The organism is Streptomyces sp. ADI96-02 (assembly GCF_003846185.1).
Taxonomy (GTDB): Bacteria; Actinomycetota; Actinomycetes; order Streptomycetales; family Streptomycetaceae; genus Streptomyces.
This window is the reverse complement of sequence record NZ_ML123034.1, coordinates 2,723,332-2,739,792: the sequence shown is the minus strand read 5'-3', so window position 1 is coordinate 2,739,792 and position 16,461 is coordinate 2,723,332. Positions and strand designations below refer to the sequence as shown.

Genomic DNA, 16,461 nt, shown 5'->3' with positions numbered 1-16,461 from the left:
ACAGTGCTTGCGCGGTCGCCCGCGGAGGCCCGCGCAGGCTTGATGCGGGAAGGGGGCGGGGTGAGCACAGGCACCGCGGCTGTCTGGGGCCGGGCCGAGCAGCAGGACTTCCGCAGCCGGGTCCGCGGGGCGCTGCTCGGCGGCGCCCTCGGCGACGCGCTCGGAGCCGGGGTCAGCGGCCTCGGGCTGGAGCAGATGCGTGAGGTTCACGGCGCCGAGGGCGTCACCGACTTCGTGGTCGCGCACGGCAGGCGCGGAGCCGTCACCGCCCTCACCCAGCTCACCCTGTTCACCGTCGACGGGCTGATCCGCGCCCAGGTCCGCCGCGACACCGGGGCCTGGCACCCGCCCACCGACGTGCATCAGGCGCACCTGCGGTGGGCGGCCACCCAGCGCGACTGGGGGCCCGACGAGCGGCGCAAGGACAACGGGTGGCTGGCCGCACAGGAATGGCTCTACGCCCGGCGGGATCCCGCGCGCTCCTGCCTCAACGGCTTCGGAGACCCCCGCATGGGCACCCTCGACCGGCCGAAGAACCCCGACGCGCGCGACGCCGCCGCGCTCACCCGGTCCGCGCCGTTCGGACTGCTGGTGGGCTGGGAGCCGCAGCTCGTGCTCCAGCTCGCCGTCGAGTGCGCGGCCCAGTCCCACGGCCACGCCGCCGCCCAACTCGCCGCCGGGGCCTTCGCGGTCCTGGTGCACGGGCTGGCCCGCGGGGACAGCCTCGACGGTTCCGTCCAGCACACGCTGGCCCTGCTCGCCGGGCGACCCGGCCACGAACCGGTCACCGCCTCCCTCCAACAGGCCCTCGGCTCCGTACGGCAGGACGTTCCCGGACCGGCGCTCGTCGAGGCGCTGGGCGTGGGCGACGCCGCCGAGGAGGTGCTCGCCGTCGCCGTGTACTGCGCGCTGGTCGGCGAGGACGTCCGGCACGGGCTGCGCCTCGCCGTGAACCACAGCGGCCCCTCCAGCGCCACCGCGTCGGTCTGCGGCGCGCTGCTCGGCGCGCTGCACGGCGAGACCGCGCTGCCGCCGGCCTGGCTCGCGGAACTGGAGGGGCGCGCGACCCTCCTCGAACTGGCCGACGACTTCGCGATGGAGATGACCCAGGGCCCGGCCCTGCACAGCCCGACCACCGCCGCGCCCGGCTGGCTGTCCCGCTACCCGCGCGGCTGAGCGGGACCACGCCGCTGATCGGGACCGAGCGGCTGATCGGGCCGAGCCCGTACGCGCGGGCTTCAGCGCGCCGGCCCGCCCGTACGCGCGGGCTTCAGCGCATCAGCTCACCGGCGTTGACCAGCAGCGACTGGCCGGTGATCGCCCTGGCGCGGTCGGAGGCCAGGAAGGCGACGGCCTGCGCGACGTCCGCGTCCGTGGCCAGTTCGGGCAGGGCCATCCGTTCGGTCAGCCGGCCCAGCACCTCTGCCTCGGGCACGCCCTCGGTGTGCGCCGTGAACTGGACGTACGCCTGGACCGGCGGTCCCCACATCCAGCCCGGGAGGACGGTGTTGACCCGGATGCGGTGCGGCCCCAGCTCCCGGGCCAGGGAGTAGACGGCGGAGGTGAGCGCGCCCTTGGACGCCGCGTACGCCGCCTGCCGGACCTGGGAGGGCGCGGCGATCGCGGACTGCGTGCCGATCACCACCACCGATCCGCCCCGCTTCTTCAGCGCGGGCAGGCAGGCGCGGGTCATCCGCAGGGTGCCCAGGAGGTTCACGTCCATGACCGACTGCCAGGTGGCGAAGTCGGCGTCCTCGATCCCGCCGAAGTAACTGTCCCAGGCCGCGACGTGGACCACCGCGTCGACGCCGCCGAACCGTTCCACGGCCAGCGCCGCCAGCGCCGCGCACTGGGCCTCGTCCGTGATGTCGGTGGCCAGGTGGGCGGTGTGCCCGCCCTCCGGGTCGATCTCGGCCGCCGAGGCCGCCAGGTTCGCCGCCGTACGGGCGCCGAGCACCGCCCGCCCGCCGTCGCGGACGACCGCCCGCGCCACCTGGTGGCCGAGTCCCGGCCCGACGCCCGACACGATGACGGTCTTCCCCGCGAGCAACATCGGCGCCTCCCGGCCCTGGCGGTTTACCTGACGGAGCGTCAGAGTAGAGCGCGCTGGTTCGGTACGGAAGGGGCCGTCGGCGCGGTAGCCAAGGGGCCGTCGGCCCGTGACGGAAGAGTGAAGGGTGACGGCATGGGCGAGGAGACGCGCAGCGGCCTCTACGCGGAGCTGGCGGCGGTGGGACCGTACGGGGTCCGTCCCGGGCACGCGCTGATCACCATGGTCGAACCGCATCCGGGCCACGAGCACGCGTACAACCGCTGGTACGAGGACGACCACTACTACGCGGGCGCGACCGCCATGCCGTGGATGTTCGCCGGGCGGCGCTGGGTGGCCACCAAGCAGCTCCAGGAGCTGCGCTATCCGGAGAACTCGGCCGTCGCGCGGCCCGTCGGAGCCGGGTGCTACCTGTCGACGTACTGGATCACCGAGGGGCGCTACGACGAGCACATGAAGTGGACCGTCGCGATCAACAAGCGGCTCAACCGCGACGGCCGGGTCCACCACGACCGGACGCACGTCTTCACGGCCTTCCAGGACCACGAGGCCACGGTCTACCGCGACGGAGCCGCCGGGCCCCGCGACGTCCACGCCCTCGACCACCCGTACGCGGGCCTCGTCCTCCAGGTGATCGACGCCGAGGACCGGGCGCGCCGGGCGGAACTGCTGGAGTGGCTGCGTTCGCGGCACCTGCCGGACCGGCTGACGGGCTCGCCCGCCGCCCTGGTCACGGTCTTCCGGCCCACACCGCTGCCGGGTGACCGCATGACGTACGTGAAGCAGGTCGAGGGCGTCGACACCCGGCTGACGCTGCTGTGGTTCCTCCAGGAGGACCCGCGCGACCGCTGGGAGGAGCACTTCACGGGCCTGGACGCCGCCGTCGCCGAGAGCGGCCTGGGCCGGGTCGAGTTGGTCGCCCCGTTCCTCCCGACCGTGCCGGGCACGGACCGGTACGTCGACGAGCTGCGCTGAGGCGGCCCCGGACGCGCCGAGCCCCCTCGGCCAGGACGGCGGACCGGTCGAGAGGGCTCCATCAGGTCGTGCGGGGCGACCGGCGAACACGGGGCGGGCGGTCCGGGTCGCACGCGGCTCGGCGACCGCCGGGTCCCGTCACGCCGGGTCGGGCGGGGCGGGCGGGGTCAGGCGTTGACCGAGCCCGCCGCGACGTCCCGCACGAACGTGTTCCACGCGCCGGGGACGAAGGTGAGCGAGGGGCCCTCGGGGGCCTTCGAGTCGCGCACGGCGATGGACAGTGCGACCGGGGACTTGACCTCGACGCACGCGCCGTTGCCCCCGGAGTAGGACGACTTCGTCCACATGTCCGTAGCACCCTGAAGAATAGCCATGTTCACTCCGGTTCAGAGAGTTGGAGGAGTCGCACCAACCTCGTTCCGGTTGGCGTGATCGACGCTACTCGCCAAGCCCAGTCCGTGAGGCGGCCGTTCACTCGACCGGATGGCTTCTTCCCTACACGTCTTCCTTCGTGAGCGGGCGGCGGTGTATCGTTCCGCCGCCGCCCAGTCGGTTGATCTCTGCCTCCGCCAGAACGACTGTACGGATGGCGGATTTCAGCCGGTGTACGACTTGGCGATGTCGCTGATGAACTGCCGGGTCTGGTCCGCGTTCAGGGCCTGCGCCCGCAGGTGCTCGTACATGACGCTGTAGCGCTGGACGTCGTTCGCCTTCTCCAGGTAGAGGTCGCTCGTGACGCCCTCGATGTAGACGACGCTGGAGTCCGCCGCGTCCGGGAACTCCAGGATGGCGTACTGCCCGTTGATCCCCGGGTGCGCTCCCATGTCGAACGGCAGCACCTGCACGGTGACGTGCGGCAGACGCGACTGCTCGACCAGGTGCTCCAACTGGTCGATCATCACCTGCTTGTCGCCGACGCGCCGGCGCAGCGCGGACTCGTCGATGACCGCCCACAGCCGCAGCGGGCCATCGGGCGCGTTGACGCGCTCCTGCCGCCGGGCCCGAACGCTGACGCGCTTCTCGATGTCCGTCGGCGGAGCCTCCGGGAGGGCGCCGCTGATCAGCGCCTCCGCGTACGCCCGGGTCTGGAGCAGCCCCGGCACCATCTGCGGCTCGTACACGCGCAACGACTGCGCGTCCGTCTCCAGGCCGATGTAGACGCTGTACGGGATGTCGCCGAAGGCGTGCCACCAGCCCTGCTGGCGCGAGTCCTTGGCCATCTGCATGAGGGAGTCGACGATGCGGTGGTCGTCGACCTCGTACACCCCGCAGAGGTCGCGCACGTCGCGCTGGCTGATCGAACGGCGGCCGTTCTCCAGGCGGCTGATCTTCGACTGCGAGACCAGCAGCCGTTCCGCCACCTCCTCGGCCGTCATGCCTTTGATCTCGCGCAGGCGGCGCAATTCCTGGCCCAACCGGCGTCGCCTGACGGTGGGATTGACGTTGGACGGCACGGAAACGGCACCTCCGGCTATGTAGCTGTGCGTATCTACTGCTCAGCAGATTGCCACCCCGTGCCCCGGCCGCGCTGGGAAACGGCCACACGAGGGCTCGCCGGGGTGCGCTCACGGGGGCGTGCGAACGCGCGCAGGCGCGCGGGGCGGCCGGTGGGTACCGGCCGCCCCGCGCGTGGTGCGGCTCCCGAACCGGGTCTGGTGACGACGGTACGGCGGTGTGCGGTTGTCCGCGCGGTGCTCTGCGCGGTTGTACGGGGGCGCGGTCGTGCTGGGGCGCGCCGCCCGGGTCAGCTCGCCGCGGTGTGCGCCATGCTGTCGCGACGCGCCTGTGCTTGCGGCTGCAACGGAACGCCCGCCGCCTGCTGCGTACGGCGCGGCTGCACGGCCACGCCGTTCTGGACGTCCATCACGGCGTGCGCCACGAGACCGCCCATCGGGTCGTGTCTGATCAGGTCCCGGAGCCGGGAGCGCGATGAACGCCCCTCGTTCCCGGGGTACAGGTGCTTGCCGAGTCCGACCGCGTGGGCCAGCGCGGCGAGCGCCGCGGTCCGCGGGTCCGGCGGTACGCCGGTGCGGATCGCACTGTCCAGCCGGGCACGGATGTCCCTGCTGATTGCCGTGTCCGTCGCCTGGTAGCGAGTCGTCGGCAGCACTCCGCACATCTGTCCCGCCACGGCATGGACCATGCCGCACCGCTCCAGATGCGCGAGGTAGATCTGGCGCAGCCCCAGCCGGGGCCCGCCGATCCAGTGGACCGCCCGGACCGGGCTGCCACGACGGCGCAGCAGCTCCAGTGCGGAGTCCAGTGTCGGATCTCCTGTCGGCCGTGGCATCACCACGGCGATACGATCCCCGTCAGGGGCTATCCGTCCTGCCAGAGCCAGCTCCACTAGCTGTGCCCCGGCCAGGCCGAGGTCGAGCGACTGCGGCTGCGCTGTGGTACCCGTGGTCGGGTCCAGAGCGAGCAACAGAAGCTCCTCCGGGATTGTTCTGCGGCTCCTGCCCATCCATGCCTCCCCGCGTGGATGAGTGACAGGGTGACCCCTCTCACATTGGTCTGTCGAGAGCGCCTGCCTGCTTTGTTGGGGAACCAGTAGGTATGTCGTTCTCGTCTAGCAGCTCGGCCAGGGGTTCACACAGGACACTGGTAGATGGTTCGGACAGCGCGGGATTGCCCCGCAGCGCATGAGGAGGCATCGGTGGCGGGCGAGTCCCCCGACAAGTCGGAGCAGCGGAATTCGTCGGGGACGGCCGCGGAGGAACGAGACCCGCGCCTCGCGGTGTTCCGCGGCACGGACACGGATACGGACACGGGCACGGATGCGGGCGAGGGGGCCGGCGCGAAGGCCGGTGCTTCCGGTGCGGGCGCGGGCGACGCCTCCGGCGGCGAACCCGCGTCGGACACGGCGACGGCGGTCTTCCGCCCCCGGCTTCCCGAGGACGCCGCCGAGCGCCGGGGCGGGACAGGCGCGGGGCGTGACGACGAGGGCGCTCGCGCGGATGGAGCCGAGGCGGACGGGCGGCGGGAGCCGGAGTCGTCCGGGACGGCCTCTGGAGGCGCTGTGACGGCCCCGGAGGCCGCGAGGGCCCCCGGCGGCGGCGCGGAAGCGGACACGGAGGCCCCTGAGGCCGCCGGAGCGGACACGGCCGACGAGCCGGACGCCACGGATTCCCCGGACGCCCCGGACGCTTCGGGCCGGAGCGACGCCCCGAAGGACGTTGCCGCGAAGGACGTTGCCGCCACAGAAGGTGACGCCACGGAAGGTGAGGGACCCGAGGCCGGTACCGCCGAGGCGTCGGACGCGGAGCCCGGCGACGTACGGCTGCGTGAGGCCGTCGCCGCCTGGGTCGACAGCTCCGCCGACGAGAAGCCGGACGCCGACGGGGACGCCGAGGCCGAGGCGGACACGGAAACGGACGGCAGCGACACAGCCGCCGACACCGACGAGGCGGCCGAGGACGCCACGGACGCCGAGCCCGCCAAGGACGCCGAGAAGGCAGCGGACGCCGAGAAGGCAGCGGACGCCGAGAAGGCAGCGGACGCCGAGAAGGCAGCGGACGCCGCGAAGGCAGCGGACGCCGCGAATGCCGACAAGAGCACAGCGAAGACCGGCAAAGGCTCCGAACCCGCCACCGACAAGGGCTCCAGCCCCACCACCGGCTCCAGCCCCACCACCGGCTCTGCCTCCAGCACCGCCTCCGCCTCCAGCACCACCGCCTCCGACCAGCCGGAGACGGACCAGCCCACGGCCGTCTTCAAGGCCGTCAAGCCCACCGAGCGGGTGGACCAGCCGACGACCGCGCTCAAGCTGCCGCCGCCGGCGCCGGCGCCGGCGGAGAGCGCCGCGGAGCGCACGAGCACGTTCGTGCCGCTGCGCACCGACGACGTGCGGTCGGCCCCCGCGCCCCGCAAGCCGGACGCCGGAACACCGGCCGGCACGCCGGAGGCCGCCCAGGCCGCCCCGGAGACCCGGCCCACGCCGTCGGCCCCCGCCCCGTCGACTCCGTCGTGGGCCGCCGCCGAGCGCACCCGGCAGCAGCCGCTGCCGCCCAAGCCGCCGCTGGACCTGCTGGCCGAGCTGACGAACACTCCGCCACCGGTGGAGACCCCGGTCCGCACCGCGGTCCGCCGGGTCAAGATCTGGACCCCGCTGGTCCTCCTCCTGCTGATCGTCTTTGCGATCGCGCAGGTGATGAGGCCGCTGCCGGACCCGGTCCTGGAGCTGACGGCGAAGAAGTCGTACACCTTCGACGGCGAGAAGCCCACGCTGCCGTGGCCCGGCGAGGGCCAGGGCCACATGGTGGCGACCGGTCTGGGCACCGTCGACTCGTTCGGCGAGCAGAAGGCCGTGCCGATCGGCAGTGTCGCCAAGGCGATGACCGCGTACGTCGTGCTCAAGAGCCACCCGCTCAAGCGGGGCCAGAGCGGTCCGGAGATCGAGATAGACGCCAAGGCGGAGGCGGAGGGCGGGCTCGACGCCGAGGGCGAGTCGACGCTCAACACGGTGAAGGCCGGTGACAAGCTCACCGAGCAGGAAGCCCTCGCCGCGATCATGATCCCTTCCGCGAACAACATCGCGAGGCTGCTGGCGCGCTGGGAGGCCGGTTCCGAGAAGGCGTTCGTCAAGAAGATGAACGACACCGCCGCCGAACTGGGCATGAAGAACACCACCTACACCGACCCGTCCGGCCTCAACGCCACCACGGTGAGCTCGGCCGAGGACCAGGTGAAGCTGGGCCAGAAGCTGGTGGAGATCGAGGCGCTGATGGACATCACCAAGCAGCCCTCCTGGAAGGACCCGTCGGGCACGAACTGGCGCAACTACAACACCCTCGTCCCGTACGACGGAGCCCTCGGCATCAAGACCGGCTCCACCACGAAGGCCGGCGGCAACCTGCTCTTCGCCGCGCACAAGGTGGTCGGCGACACCGACCAGTTGATCGTCGGCGCGGTGCTGGGCCAGCACAAGCCGCCGATCATCGACACGGTCAACGCGGTGAGCAAGCAGGTCGTGACCGCCACCCAGAACCTCCTGGAGAACGCGCGGATCGTGAAGAAGGGCCAGGTCGTCGGTGCGGTCGACGACGGGTTCGGGCGCCGGACCGAGGTGATAGCGGCCAAGGACGTGGACGCGGTCGGCTGGGCCGGCCTGACGGTGAAGCTGGAGCTCACGGACGGCGGGCACACGATCGCGGCCGGTGCGGGCGCGGGGACGCGGGTCGGCACGCTCACCGTCGGCGAGGGCGCCAGCCAGGTGAAGGTGCCGGTCACGCTGGGAGCCGCACTTCCGGAGGCGTCGTTCGGCGACAAGCTGACCAGGGTCGGCTGATCGACGGGCGGCAGGCCGCTTGAACGGCCGACGGGCCTGCCGACAGGGCCCAGGCGGCCACGGCACAGGCTGACACCGCAGAAACGGCCACGGCACAGGCTGACCCCGCACAGGCGGGCACGGCACAGGCGGGCGGGGTTCCATCGCGGACCCCGCCCGCCTCTGCCGTCCGACGCCTCGCGACAGCCGTACGAGGCGACGTCGGAGGCCGAGGGCGCGCGGCAGCGGTACGTGTTAGCGTCCCCGGGCAACCGTAAGGACGCCGGGACGCGTCCTTGAGAGGGTACGGGGCCGGCGGAGGACGGGGAGAGAGCCGTAGTGACCACCGCGGAGCCGAAGCCCGGCCGCCAGGCGGACAGCATCACGGGGAAGACCGCACGGGGCGGCGAGGGCGTCGGCAGCACGCGCGTCCTGGTGCCGTCCCCGCGCGCCCCGGAACCGCCCGCCCGTCCCGCGGGAGCCGCCGAGCCGCCCACCGCGGCCGGACGGCTGGTGCGGCATCCCGTCGCCGTCGCCACGGCCGCGGCGGCCGTCACCCACGTCCTGTGGTTCTTCTTCCTCGCCAACAGCGGCGGCGACATCGCGGCGCAGGACGCCTGGGCCGAGTTCGTGGGCCGCCATCCGGGCACCGCGTACAACCTCGCCTGGTACGGGGGCATGCACCCCGTCTCGTACAGCGTGGTGTCGCCGTATCTGATGTCGGTGCTCGGCGTACGGACGACGATGATGATCGTCGGCACGATCTCGGCCGGGCTGACCGCGCTGATCCTCGTCCGGGTCCGGGCGGTGCGCAATCCGCTGGCCTGCTCGCTCGCCGGGGTCTTCGCCTACCTGTGCAACGCGCTGTCGGGGCGCGTGACGTTCGGGCTCGGCATGATGTTCGCGGTCGGAGCCGTGGCCGCCGTGTTCTGCTGGCCGTACCGGTGGCGGTACAAGCGGTGGGCCAAGGCCGCCGTCGCCGCCCCGCTGGCCGCGCTGGCGACCGCGTCCAGCCCCGTCGCGGGGCTCTTCCTCGGAGTCGTCGCGGCGGCGCTCTTCCTGCACAAGCGACGCCCCGGCGCGTACGCGATCGGGCTCGCCCCGGTCGCCGTCGTGGCCCTGTCCGCCTGGCTGTTCCCGTTCTCCGGCACGCAGCCGATGTCGTTCGGGACGCTGTCGCTGCCGTTCGCCTTCGCCGTCCTGGTCTTCTTCCTCGTACCGCGCGACTGGAGCACCGTCCGCACCGCCGCCGCCGTGTACGGGGTCGGCACGGTCCTCACGTACTTCGTCGACTCGCAGATCGGGTCGAACATCACCCGCATGGCGATGCTGTTCGCCGGGGTGGCGCTGCTGGCCGCCCTGCCGTACGCGGTGCCGCGCAGCCGCCGCTGGTACGCCCTGGTCCTGGCGTTCGCCGGGCTCAACTTCTGGATCGGCTACAAGGGCGTCGACGACATCGTCCGCACCGCCCCCACCGCGTCCTGGGCCCGCGAACTGGCGCCGCTCGTCAACCAGCTCCAGCGGGTGGAGGCCGAGCGGGGCCGGGTCGAGGTGGTGCCCGCGAGCAGCCACCGCGAGGCGTCGGCGCTGGCTCCGTACGTCAACCTGGCGCGCGGCTGGAACCGCCAGGCCGACATGAAGCGCAACCCGCTCTTCTACGACGACACCCTGAACCCGGTGAACTACCGCGAGTGGCTGGACCGCTGGGCGGTGCACTACGTGGTACTGCCCAAGGGGCGGCCGGACTCGTCCGGCGCGACGACCGAGGCGGAGCTCGTCGAGAAGGGGCAGCCGTACCTCCGGCAGATCTGGGGAGACGCGAACTGGAAGTTGTTCCGCGTGCTCGACCCGGTGCCGCTCGCCGATCCGCCCGCGACGGTCGAGAAGGCGGGGGCGGACGAGCTGACGATCCGGGTGCGGTCGGAGGGCCGGGTCCTGATCCGGATCCCCTACTCGCGCTGGCTCGCCGTCGTCGACGAAGAGGGCAGGAGCCTGGAACGCCCGCAGGAGACCACAGCGTCGAAGGAGCGGTCGAAGACGGACGAGAACGCCCTCAAGACGTACGACAACGTCCACGGCTGCCTGATCAAGGTGGAGGAGGGCCCGTACGGGGACGAGTGGACCGAACTGCTCGCGCCGGGACCGGGCGTCTACCGGTTGGCGGCCCCGTATCAACTACAGCCGGGCACGCCGTGCCCGGAGGAGCTGGACCGGCGTCCGGAAACGGGGCGTTGAGGCGCGCTCCCCAGCGGCGCGGCGGTTCGTGAGGACAGCCGCCGGGCGAATCGTGACGGCCGCCGGCGGTGTGGCCGCCGCCGCGTGGTGGAGTTGTGCGGGACAAGGCCGACTGGTTCGATCGCGGCATGATCGTCGATCCGTCGCTGGTACGCAGCCTGATAGCCACACAGTTCCCGCAGTGGGCCGACCTGCCGGTGGAGGCGGTCGACGCGAGCGGGACCGTGAACGCGATCTACCGTCTCGGCTCCGACATGGTCGTACGGCTGCCGCGCACGGACGACGGCGCGGCGGACGTCGCGAGGGAGCACCGCTGGCTGCCGCGCCTCGCGCCGCACCTGCCGATTCCCGTACCGGCTCCGCTGGCCGAGGGCGTTGCGGGCGAGGGTTTCTCCCGGCCCTGGTCGGTGCGCACCTGGCTGGAGGGCGTCAACCCGAGGCCCGGGGACAGCCTCCCTCTCGCGGACCTGTTCGCCGTCGACCTGGCGGAGTTCGTGCTGGCACTGCGCGGGGTCGACGCGGCGGACGGCCCGCCCGCGTACCGCGGCGAGCCCCTGTCGTCGCGGGACGCCGTGACGCGGGAAGCACTCACCGCGGTGGACGGCGTCCTGGACGCGAAGAGCGCGGCGAGGGCGTGGGACGAGGCGTTGACCGCCCCGTCGCACGAGGGTCCGGCGGTGTGGGTGCACGGGGACCTCCAGCCGGGCAACGTCCTGATGGCGGACGGGCGGCTCACCGGGGTGATCGACTTCGGCTGCCTGGGCCTGGCCGACCCGGCCGTCGACCTGATCGCGGCCTGGTACCTGCTGCCCGCCGAGGCCAGGCAGACCTTCCGTACGGCGCTCGCGGCCGACGACGCGACCTGGGCGCGGGGGCGCGGCTGGGCCCTGTCCATCGCGCTGCTGGAACTGGCGCACTACCGGGAGACGAATCCCGTGATGGCGGGCATCGCGCACCACGTGCTGACGGAGATCATCGCGGAGCGAAGGGACGACTGACGACCGACGGCTGACGACTGACGACTGACGGGCCACGGGCGGGACCTGAGGGACGCGACCGGCGCAGGCCCGCCCATAGGCCGCTCGCACCACAGCCCACGCACCCACCAAGCTCCCCCGTAGCCGTAGCCGTAGCCGTAGCCGTAGCCGTAGCCGTAGCCGTAGCCGACCCGGAACCCCGGAGACCCACGTGAGCGATCAGCCCCAACCGCAGCCGGGAAAGCCGTTCCTGTACGTCGTGGTCTGCGCGGCCGGAGTGGCGGGCGAGGTGGGCGAGCTGATCACGGCGGCCCAACGGGCGGGCTGGGCCGTCGGGGTGGTCGCCACGCCGCAGGGCCTGGGCTTCATCGACGCGGCGGCGGTCGAGGCGCAGACCGGCTACCCGATCCGCTCGGCCTGGCGCACACCGGGCGAACCGCGCCCGCTGCCGCCTCCCGACGCCATCGCGGTGGCGCCGGCGACGTTCAACACGATCAACAAATGGGCGGCGGGGATCTCCGACACGCTGGCCCTGGGCATCCTGTGCGAGGCCCACGGCCTCGGCATCCCGACGGCACTCCTGCCCTACCTGAACACGGCCCAGGCCGCCCACCCCGCCTACCTGCCGAACCTGGACCGGCTGCGCACGATGGGCGTGCGGATCGGCACACGGGAACCACACGACCGGCAGGCGACCGAGGGGACGGCCCGCTTCCGCTGGGAGGAGGCACTGGAACTGCTGGCCACCGAGACCTGACGGGGCCGGTCGCGTACGGGACCAGTCGCCAGTGCTGTGACCGGGATTTCACCGTGGTCGGGAGACGGCTCACGGGACGAGCGCGGTCCGCGAGGCGAGTGGTATTACTGGTGCATGCAGGAAGAGACCGCGCGGTCCGCGATCGACACGTTCATCTCCGCGTTCAACACCTCGGACGACAGCTATGTGACTGCGCTGCTCTCCCAGGCCCTAACCTCGGACGTGGTCTTCTGGGGACCGTTGGGCCGCAGTGAGGGGATCGAGGCGGTCGAGCGGTTCGTGCTGGACATCCGGCGCCACCCCGCGGGGACCGGCACGATGGTGCGCTGTTCGGCGGTGGACATGCCGGACGAGTGGGCCCGGTACCAGTGGGTTTTCACGACGCCGGACGGGGGCCCCCGCCTGGCGGGAACGGACGTCGTCCATCTGCGGCGGAGCCTCATCGACCAGGTCATCGTCTTCGCGGGGGAGATCGAGCCGTCCGCCTCCTGAGTCGTTCTCCTCTGGCGCCGTCCTTCTCCTGAACCGGCCCCGTTCGGGGCTCCGGGTCTGCCCAGCCGAGATCATCTTCACAACGCTTCGGTCGTCCGCGCTTGGCCACGAGCGGACCGATGATGCGCTGTGGCTGTGTAAGTTCGCGGTTGGTCAGGCTGCGGTGTTGAGGGCGCGTCCGCCCCAACGGATGCCCTTCTCGGTTCGGATCCGGGCGCGTTCCTTGCGTTCGGCGGGCCAGGATGTCGCGGTGGCGGGCGTTGGCGTTGCGCCGGCGTGGACAGGCGTGCAGGGCTCGTGTCTGCACGGGGTGGTTGGGGTAGTTGGAGTTGGCGATGGTGAACTGCCTCAGCGGTCCGAAGTGGACCTCGATGGGGTGGGCCCAAGAGGCGTAGGTCGGGGTGAAGCACAGCTCGACCTTGTGCTTTGTAGCCCGGCGGTGGATGTCGGTGCCTTTGTGGGCGGACAGGTTGTCCAGGACCACGTAGACGGGGGCGCCGTCGGGCCGGGCGGCGCGGATCGACTTGAGCGCGGCCAGCGTGTTCGCGGCACCTTGCTTGCGGCGGTTGACGCGCCACAACATGTCGTCGCCGACCGAGTAGCAGCCGTGGAAGTACCGGACTCCATGGGTGCGGTGGTAGGTGGCCGGCACCCGGTCGGAGTGTTTCCGTTCGGCCCAGCCCGAGCCCGCGGTGGGCCGGATCCCGACTGGGCCGAACTCGTCGAACGTGAAGACCCGGTCGGGGAAACGATCCAGGACGTGCTCGATCCGGTCCAGCTTCGCCTCGCGGTCGGGGTCGGGGTCGGTGGATTCCTTCCAGGTCTTGGTGCGCTGGAAGGTGCCTCCGCGGCGGGCTAGCAGGCCGCGCAACGCCTCGCGGCCGATACGGATCACTCGGCCGTGGACTGTGCGCAGGCAGGCGACGAGTTTGCGTAGCGACCAGCGAGTGAAAGGGCTGGCCGAGCTCGGTGGGGCGGGTGGTGGCCGTCTGGACGACGAAGTCCTCGTCGTCATCGCTGAGCAGGCGGGGACGGCCTCCCGCCCACCGAGGGTCCAGGCAGGCCAGGCCGATCTCGTTGAACCGGTGGATCACATCGCGCACGGTGTCCTCGTCGGCCGCCACCAGCCGGGCGATCACCGGCACCCGATTCCCGCCGGCCGAGGCCAGCAGCATCATCGCGCGCCGATAGCGCACCGAGTTGGTGCTGCCCCGGCGCACGATCTGCTGCACCCGCTGCCTCTCCTGGTCGGTCAGTCTGCGCACACGGACAGGCTCGGCCACCGCGCCTCCAACCGCCACGACGACCAACCCGGCGAACCTATGCGATCACAGCACTAGCACCGCAAGCTGGAAGCCCTCCCGCCTCACCGACGGAAGGGCTCCTGACCTGCTGCTTCGCTGTGCCCCCGACAGGATTCGAACCTGCGACACCCGCTTTAGGAGATTTCCCTCGGCAAGGCTTTGACCTGCGGCAATATCGACTGCAAAGTGTCTGGCCAGGGAAAACTCTCCTCCTCGACTCTCACGTCTTCATGGTGCTTCCCGTTCCCGTGTGTGCTGCATGCGTGCCGGTGGATGCTGTCCGACGCGGGCACGGGTTGCTCGGGGGAGCCGGCGAGTGGGCGGGTCGAGGTACGGGCGGCGTCTTGTCAGACCTTCTCCATACGCACGGAGTGTCCCGCGAGGAGTTGACTCATGCCGTCGGTGTCGGAGGTGAAGACGGACACCTGAGCTCCCTGCACGGCTTCCCGCCCGGCCACAGCCGCCAGAACGGCGTCGATGGCGTACGTGTGCCCATGCAGGCCGGCTGCTTTGAGCATGTCGCGCGCTATGGCGGTCACTTGGTCGTCCGTGTGCACGACACAGATCCGGGACAGCGTCCAGTTCCACAGTGCCTGCCTCGACGTTTCACGAGGGTCCCACGCCTCCAGGATCGTGAGCGCCGAGGTGACGATCGGGATGTCCAGCCGCGGAGCTGTCTTGATCAGCGCAGCCATCTCCCGATCGCCCTGCACCGCCTTCGACAGAGCCTCGGAGTCAAACACGAAGACGCGCTGGCGCGGCCGGTGCAGCCCCGCTCGGACGGTGCGGCTCACGCGGCCTCGTCCGGACTCGATCGCTGCTCGTCGTGCCAACCGTCGATGGCGGCGATGCGGTCCAGCGCTGCTTGCTGCTCGTCGTCCGTCACGGCACCATGCTCTTCTTCGAGGCGTTCGGCCAACTCTCGCAGTCGGTCCATGGCGTCCTGATGAGCGGCGGCGGCTGCGATGTAGCCGGATACCCCGCGCGCGTCAACGCGCTCCTTGATCGATTCCACCAGCTCTTGCGGCACAGTGATAGTGATCTTCCGAGTTGCCATACTTAAAGTATGTCACGCCTTGGCCGTGTGGCCTGGCTTCCTCGGGATCCTCACCTGCCCAGGCGCCGCCCTGCCGGTGGATACCGTGCAGGCTACGAGAAGCGCGCCCAGTACCGCGTGGGGATGTGGACTCTTCGTGCAGTCCAGGCGCAAGGAAGGCCCCCCGTTCGAATGGAACGAGGGGCCTGGAACTCCCTTACCTGTGGTGCACGTGGTGCCCCCGGCAGGATTCGAACCTGCGACACCCGCTTTAGGAGAGCGGTGCTCTATCCCCTGAGCTACGAAGGCGGGGCTTGTGCGAAACCTTGCACGAAACTGCAGAGCAGTCTGCGCTACGGCCTCTTTCCAAGCCCGGAGCGTCTGAGGCATGCGACTACGGTGTGTACGTCCACGGTCGCCCGTGTGAGACACATCGCCGCGCCTACCCTAGATCCTCGATCGATAGCGTACCGGATCGAGGCTGGGGCAGGCGCGGCGGTTTCGCTCGCGGGAGGAGCGGAGGTCAGCCCGTCGGCTGAAGCTGAGCGCTGCTCTGGTGCAGTGCGCGGCTGGTTGAGTTCTGGGCGAGGACGAAGCCAAGGGTGAGTAACTGCTGGGCTTCGACCCCGTACGAGATGAGCCGTCCGTTCCAGAGCGATGCATCAAGCTGGGCGTGGCCTGACTCTGCATCGCTGCGGTAGGGGTAGATCAGCTGGTGGGCACGGGTGAACTCGGGGATCTGCTGGAGGTGCTCAGCTCGGTGGAAGCGGCGCTCTTCATCGCTTTGCCCGGAAGGCCGTTCGTCGGCTCGGCTGGTTGTTCCGACCGTGACCCGATGCTCGTGTGTGCCGTGCCGGCAGGGGATCATCAGCACGTGGTACCAGCGGAAGCTGTGAGTGCCCCGGCGTTCGAGTCTCCGGATCGGTACGGGTACCAGGGCCGTGGTGCCGTCAGCGAAGTGGACTTTTTCCGCGACGCGTCCACTTGCGGCCCACAGTTGGTGGCTGCAGCGCGCGGGGCGCAGCGTTTCGAGGAACTGTGGTTCGTTGCCCTTGTGCTGCTTGTTGATCACTAGCCCGCCGTGTCTGGCGATGGCATCGCGGTGGACTCCCCGCATGGCACCGTCGTAGAGGAGGCCCATGCATCCAGGTGCGGCGGCCATGATGTCGATAGCGCCGCTGACTCCCACTGCCGCTTCTCCACCGGGATGGAGGTGAGGGGCATAGCGGCAGTCGAGAAAGACTCGCGTCAGGTAGTCGCTGCCTCGCCTTGCGGAGAAGAAGACATACTTTGGCCCGTATACCTCGGTGCCGCCTCCTTCTCTCTGTGGAACGGATGCGGGGTCCACCCGATGATTCCTGATTTCGCC

Annotated in this window: 14 protein-coding genes, 1 tRNA gene and 1 pseudogene; 7 read left to right on the top strand and 9 right to left on the bottom strand. The window is 71.1% G+C overall.

Going from position 1 to position 16,461, the window contains the following annotated elements; translation table 11 throughout:
- Nucleotides 1-60: 60 nt before the first annotated feature.
- On the top strand, nucleotides 61-1,176 hold the full coding sequence (locus EES43_RS11815; RefSeq protein WP_124268692.1) for an ADP-ribosylglycohydrolase family protein: 1,116 nt from the start codon (nucleotides 61-63) through the stop codon (nucleotides 1,174-1,176).
- A 94-nt stretch (nucleotides 1,177-1,270) separates the two neighbouring features.
- Here EES43_RS11815 and EES43_RS11810 read toward each other — a convergent pair whose 3' ends face one another.
- A complete protein-coding gene (locus EES43_RS11810) occupies nucleotides 1,271-2,053 on the bottom strand; it encodes an SDR family oxidoreductase (protein ID WP_124268691.1) in 783 nt (260 codons plus the stop codon).
- Between the two features lie 132 nt (nucleotides 2,054-2,185).
- On the opposite strand from EES43_RS11810, the gene EES43_RS11805 reads away from it, so the two are divergent.
- Nucleotides 2,186-3,025, top strand: coding sequence for a hypothetical protein (locus tag EES43_RS11805; RefSeq protein ID WP_124268690.1), 840 nt, complete (start codon nucleotides 2,186-2,188; stop codon nucleotides 3,023-3,025).
- A gap of 167 nt (nucleotides 3,026-3,192) precedes the next feature.
- Here the strand turns inward: EES43_RS11805 and EES43_RS11800 are convergent, their stop codons facing one another.
- The 3 genes from EES43_RS11800 to EES43_RS11790 form a co-directional block, all read right to left on the bottom strand.
- Entirely contained in the window at nucleotides 3,193-3,399 is a 207-nt protein-coding gene (locus EES43_RS11800) for a DUF397 domain-containing protein (protein ID WP_124268689.1), read from the bottom strand.
- 222 nt (nucleotides 3,400-3,621) lie between these two features.
- Nucleotides 3,622-4,479 (bottom strand): helix-turn-helix domain-containing protein, encoded by an 858-nt coding sequence (locus tag EES43_RS11795; RefSeq protein ID WP_124268688.1) that lies wholly within the window; start codon nucleotides 4,477-4,479, stop codon nucleotides 3,622-3,624.
- A gap of 290 nt (nucleotides 4,480-4,769) precedes the next feature.
- Nucleotides 4,770-5,489, bottom strand: coding sequence for a GOLPH3/VPS74 family protein (locus EES43_RS11790; protein ID WP_018515795.1), 720 nt, complete (start codon nucleotides 5,487-5,489; stop codon nucleotides 4,770-4,772).
- A gap of 192 nt (nucleotides 5,490-5,681) precedes the next feature.
- Here EES43_RS11790 and EES43_RS11785 point away from each other — a divergent pair, with 192 nt between their 5' ends.
- From EES43_RS11785 to EES43_RS30990, 5 genes are all read left to right on the top strand, one after another.
- A complete protein-coding gene (locus tag EES43_RS11785) occupies nucleotides 5,682-8,312 on the top strand; it encodes a D-alanyl-D-alanine carboxypeptidase (protein ID WP_124268687.1) in 2,631 nt (876 codons plus the stop codon).
- Nucleotides 8,313-8,630: 318 nt separating this feature from the next.
- Entirely contained in the window at nucleotides 8,631-10,526 is a 1,896-nt protein-coding gene (locus tag EES43_RS11780) for an MFS transporter (RefSeq protein WP_124268686.1), read from the top strand.
- Nucleotides 10,527-10,654: 128 nt separating this feature from the next.
- Nucleotides 10,655-11,524 (top strand): aminoglycoside phosphotransferase family protein, encoded by an 870-nt coding sequence (locus EES43_RS11775; RefSeq protein ID WP_124268685.1) that lies wholly within the window; start codon nucleotides 10,655-10,657, stop codon nucleotides 11,522-11,524.
- A gap of 190 nt (nucleotides 11,525-11,714) precedes the next feature.
- Nucleotides 11,715-12,260 carry a flavoprotein gene (locus EES43_RS11770; protein WP_124268684.1) on the top strand — a complete coding sequence of 182 codons (546 nt, stop codon included), beginning with the start codon at nucleotides 11,715-11,717 and terminating at the stop codon, nucleotides 12,258-12,260.
- A gap of 114 nt (nucleotides 12,261-12,374) precedes the next feature.
- Nucleotides 12,375-12,752, top strand: coding sequence for a nuclear transport factor 2 family protein (locus tag EES43_RS30990; protein ID WP_124268683.1), 378 nt, complete (start codon nucleotides 12,375-12,377; stop codon nucleotides 12,750-12,752).
- A 153-nt stretch (nucleotides 12,753-12,905) separates the two neighbouring features.
- On the opposite strand, the pseudogene EES43_RS11760 reads toward EES43_RS30990, so the two are convergent.
- From EES43_RS11760 to EES43_RS11740, 5 genes and pseudogenes are all read right to left on the bottom strand, one after another.
- Nucleotides 12,906-14,035: pseudogene (locus EES43_RS11760) on the bottom strand (IS630 family transposase).
- A gap of 368 nt (nucleotides 14,036-14,403) precedes the next feature.
- Complete coding sequence (locus EES43_RS11755) at nucleotides 14,404-14,850, bottom strand: hypothetical protein (protein WP_124268682.1); 447 nt, start codon at nucleotides 14,848-14,850, stop codon at nucleotides 14,404-14,406.
- On the bottom strand, nucleotides 14,847-15,113 hold the full coding sequence (locus EES43_RS11750) for a hypothetical protein (RefSeq protein ID WP_124268681.1): 267 nt from the start codon (nucleotides 15,111-15,113) through the stop codon (nucleotides 14,847-14,849). The genes EES43_RS11755 and EES43_RS11750 overlap by 4 nt, the downstream gene beginning before the upstream one ends.
- 212 nt (nucleotides 15,114-15,325) lie before the next feature.
- Nucleotides 15,326-15,401, bottom strand: a tRNA-Arg gene (locus tag EES43_RS11745).
- Nucleotides 15,402-15,615: 214 nt separating this feature from the next.
- A partial coding sequence (locus tag EES43_RS11740; RefSeq protein WP_206430038.1) for a hypothetical protein occupies nucleotides 15,616-16,461 on the bottom strand: 846 nt, incomplete at its 5' end.

Coding starts and splice junctions, on each gene's coding strand:
- EES43_RS11810 (WP_124268691.1), bottom strand. CDS start 2,053: ATGTTGCTCGCGGGGAAGACCGTCATCGTGTCGGGCGTCGGGCCGGGA.
- EES43_RS11775 (WP_124268685.1), top strand. CDS start 10,655: ATGATCGTCGATCCGTCGCTGGTACGCAGCCTGATAGCCACACAGTTC.
- EES43_RS11805 (WP_124268690.1), top strand. CDS start 2,186: ATGGGCGAGGAGACGCGCAGCGGCCTCTACGCGGAGCTGGCGGCGGTG.
- EES43_RS11750 (WP_124268681.1), bottom strand. CDS start 15,113: ATGGCAACTCGGAAGATCACTATCACTGTGCCGCAAGAGCTGGTGGAA.
- EES43_RS30990 (WP_124268683.1), top strand. CDS start 12,375: ATGCAGGAAGAGACCGCGCGGTCCGCGATCGACACGTTCATCTCCGCG.
- EES43_RS11790 (WP_018515795.1), bottom strand. CDS start 5,489: ATGGGCAGGAGCCGCAGAACAATCCCGGAGGAGCTTCTGTTGCTCGCT.
- EES43_RS11800 (WP_124268689.1), bottom strand. CDS start 3,399: ATGGCTATTCTTCAGGGTGCTACGGACATGTGGACGAAGTCGTCCTAC.